1 protein-coding gene is annotated in these 2,070 nt (G+C 56.4%); it reads left to right on the forward strand.

The genetic code is table 11. The annotated features are described in order from the left end of the window. Positions 1 to 125: 125 nt before the first annotated feature. A partial coding sequence (locus tag BLR05_RS25565) for a DEAD/DEAH box helicase (RefSeq protein WP_143016056.1) occupies positions 126 to 2,070 on the forward strand: 1,945 nt, incomplete at its 3' end.

Below are 2,070 nucleotides of genomic sequence, written 5' to 3' on the forward strand. Positions count from 1 at the left end.
CGCTGACGTCTGTCGGGTAGGGCTTGCGGGGCATTTGCAAACTCTACCTCCCGCATCGCACTCATGAAGCAAAGTTCATAACACGCTCTAGCGACATCTGTCGACAGCCCAAGTTTTGGGAGGACTTGGCAGGTCTGCGTGCCGTTGGTATCCGCTCGACGTTGATCGCCGATATGGGCGAGCAGCCTAGTGTGTCTGGTCCGCAGCTCGAAGAAGATGGTTTAGCCCGGCTACTGAACTCGGCCAGCGTCTTTGCGTTGTCGGAAGACGAGCAAAGTCGGGACTTGGCTCAGCAGATCGCGGTCTTCGCGAGCTTAATGACAAGCGAGGCCGCAGTGCTAAGTGCTGCCTCGCACATTCTTTCTGGCCTTGGGAACTTCCCGGGCTTAACGCTCATTGAGAACAAGGAGTTTGAGCAATTGGGCCTGCAGACACGCTTACGTAGCGCGCTGCTTCGCCAACTCAACTCGGTCAAGATGGACGAGCGTGATGTGGCACTCACGGAGTTCCAGCTCGAGGTGTGGGAAAGCCTGAAGGAACAGCTCGCCACAGCGATATCGGCTCCAACCTCCGCAGGTAAGTCTTTCGTCGTCCTTGAGCATCTGTGCGAATCGGCGTTAGCGGCTTCTACTTTTACTGCGCTTTATATTGCTCCGACTAGGGCTCTGCTGGCCGAAATACAGGGAAAGCTTGAACGGCGCCTTGGCGCGCATGTCAGTGGTGTTCGCGTGACGACGATTCCGGTTCCAGATCCGGAGCAGCGTCCGAAGCAAATATACGTTCTAACTCAAGAGCGCGCACAGCTGTTGCTATCGACGCTGGACCTTGACGACGTAGTTAATCTGGTCATAGTAGACGAGGCTCAGGCAATTGGAGATGAAAGCCGAGGGATGATTCTCCAGGATGCCTTGGAGAAAGTGCGCGAGGCTAACCCCAATGCCCGGTTCCTTTTCTTGGCGCCAGGTGCTAGCGGGTTCGACTTGGTGGGGGAGAGCGTCGGACTGTCGAAGTTACATATCAAAGAGACCGGCTTGTCGCCGGTGGTCCAGAACCGTATAAGCGTGCGGTTCCCCAACGAGGACGAGCACTCGGTACACCTGGATTTAGTAACGCCCGAGCGATTTGAGCCAATCGGGTCCTATAAGTTCAAGCGCGGTTTTGCGCTTGGCGACGATGCCAAACTAGCTGCTGTCGCGCAGGAGTTCGGGGCTGCAGGGCGATCGCTTGTGTATGCCACGGGAGCCAAGAATGCAGAGGATCTAACTGCGCTGATTGCCCTGAACCGACCGGCGGAGGAGCAGGGGCCGCTGAATGACTTGGCTGTCTTCATCGAAAAGCACGTGCATAAGCAATACTCGCTCGCGCGCTTCGTGCGTCATGGCGTTGCGTTTCACTACGGGAACATGCCCAGCCTGCTGCGCGAGGGAATTGAGGTAACTTTTCGAAATGGAGACCTCGACTATCTGTGCTGCACCACGACCCTGTTCCAGGGCGTTAACTTGCCTGCTCGCAACGTCTTCATCGATACGCCGACGCGGGGGAATAAAGGCGAATTGCTTGAGGAGGCAGAACTCTGGAATTTCGCGGGTCGCGCTGGACGGCTAGGTGAAGAGGTTGTGGGCAACGTATTTCTGGTCAACTACGAAAACTGGGAGGAAAAGCTCCTCACCAAGCGCAGCCCGTTCCGGCTAAAGGTTGCCTTCAAGGAGACTTTGGAGGATAGCTTCGACGCTGTTCTCGATTTGCTGGAGATCGCTGGCAGTGACTCGCCCGACGCTGAGCGCAAGCGAGCCGACGAGCGAACGACCGCTGCTGCCGGGCTAGTCCTCTTTCGGGCTTCGCAGGGCAACCTGTCCGCATTGCTCGGTCGTGGGAACATCAACCTTAGCAACCAACAGTTTGAGAAGCTCGGCTCAAGAGCCAACAGTGCACTAGAGCGGCTTGGCTTGCCGCCCTCTGTGCTGACTAACAGTTGGATTGACCTGCTCCCCATAGGGCGTACCAATAGAAGGTTAGTAGAGTCCGTTTTCAGAGGAAGAACGGACATGAAGAAGAGCAGATTCACCGACG

Source organism: Paracidovorax cattleyae, assembly GCF_900104515.1.
GTDB lineage: Bacteria > Pseudomonadota > Gammaproteobacteria > Burkholderiales > Burkholderiaceae_C > Paracidovorax > Paracidovorax cattleyae.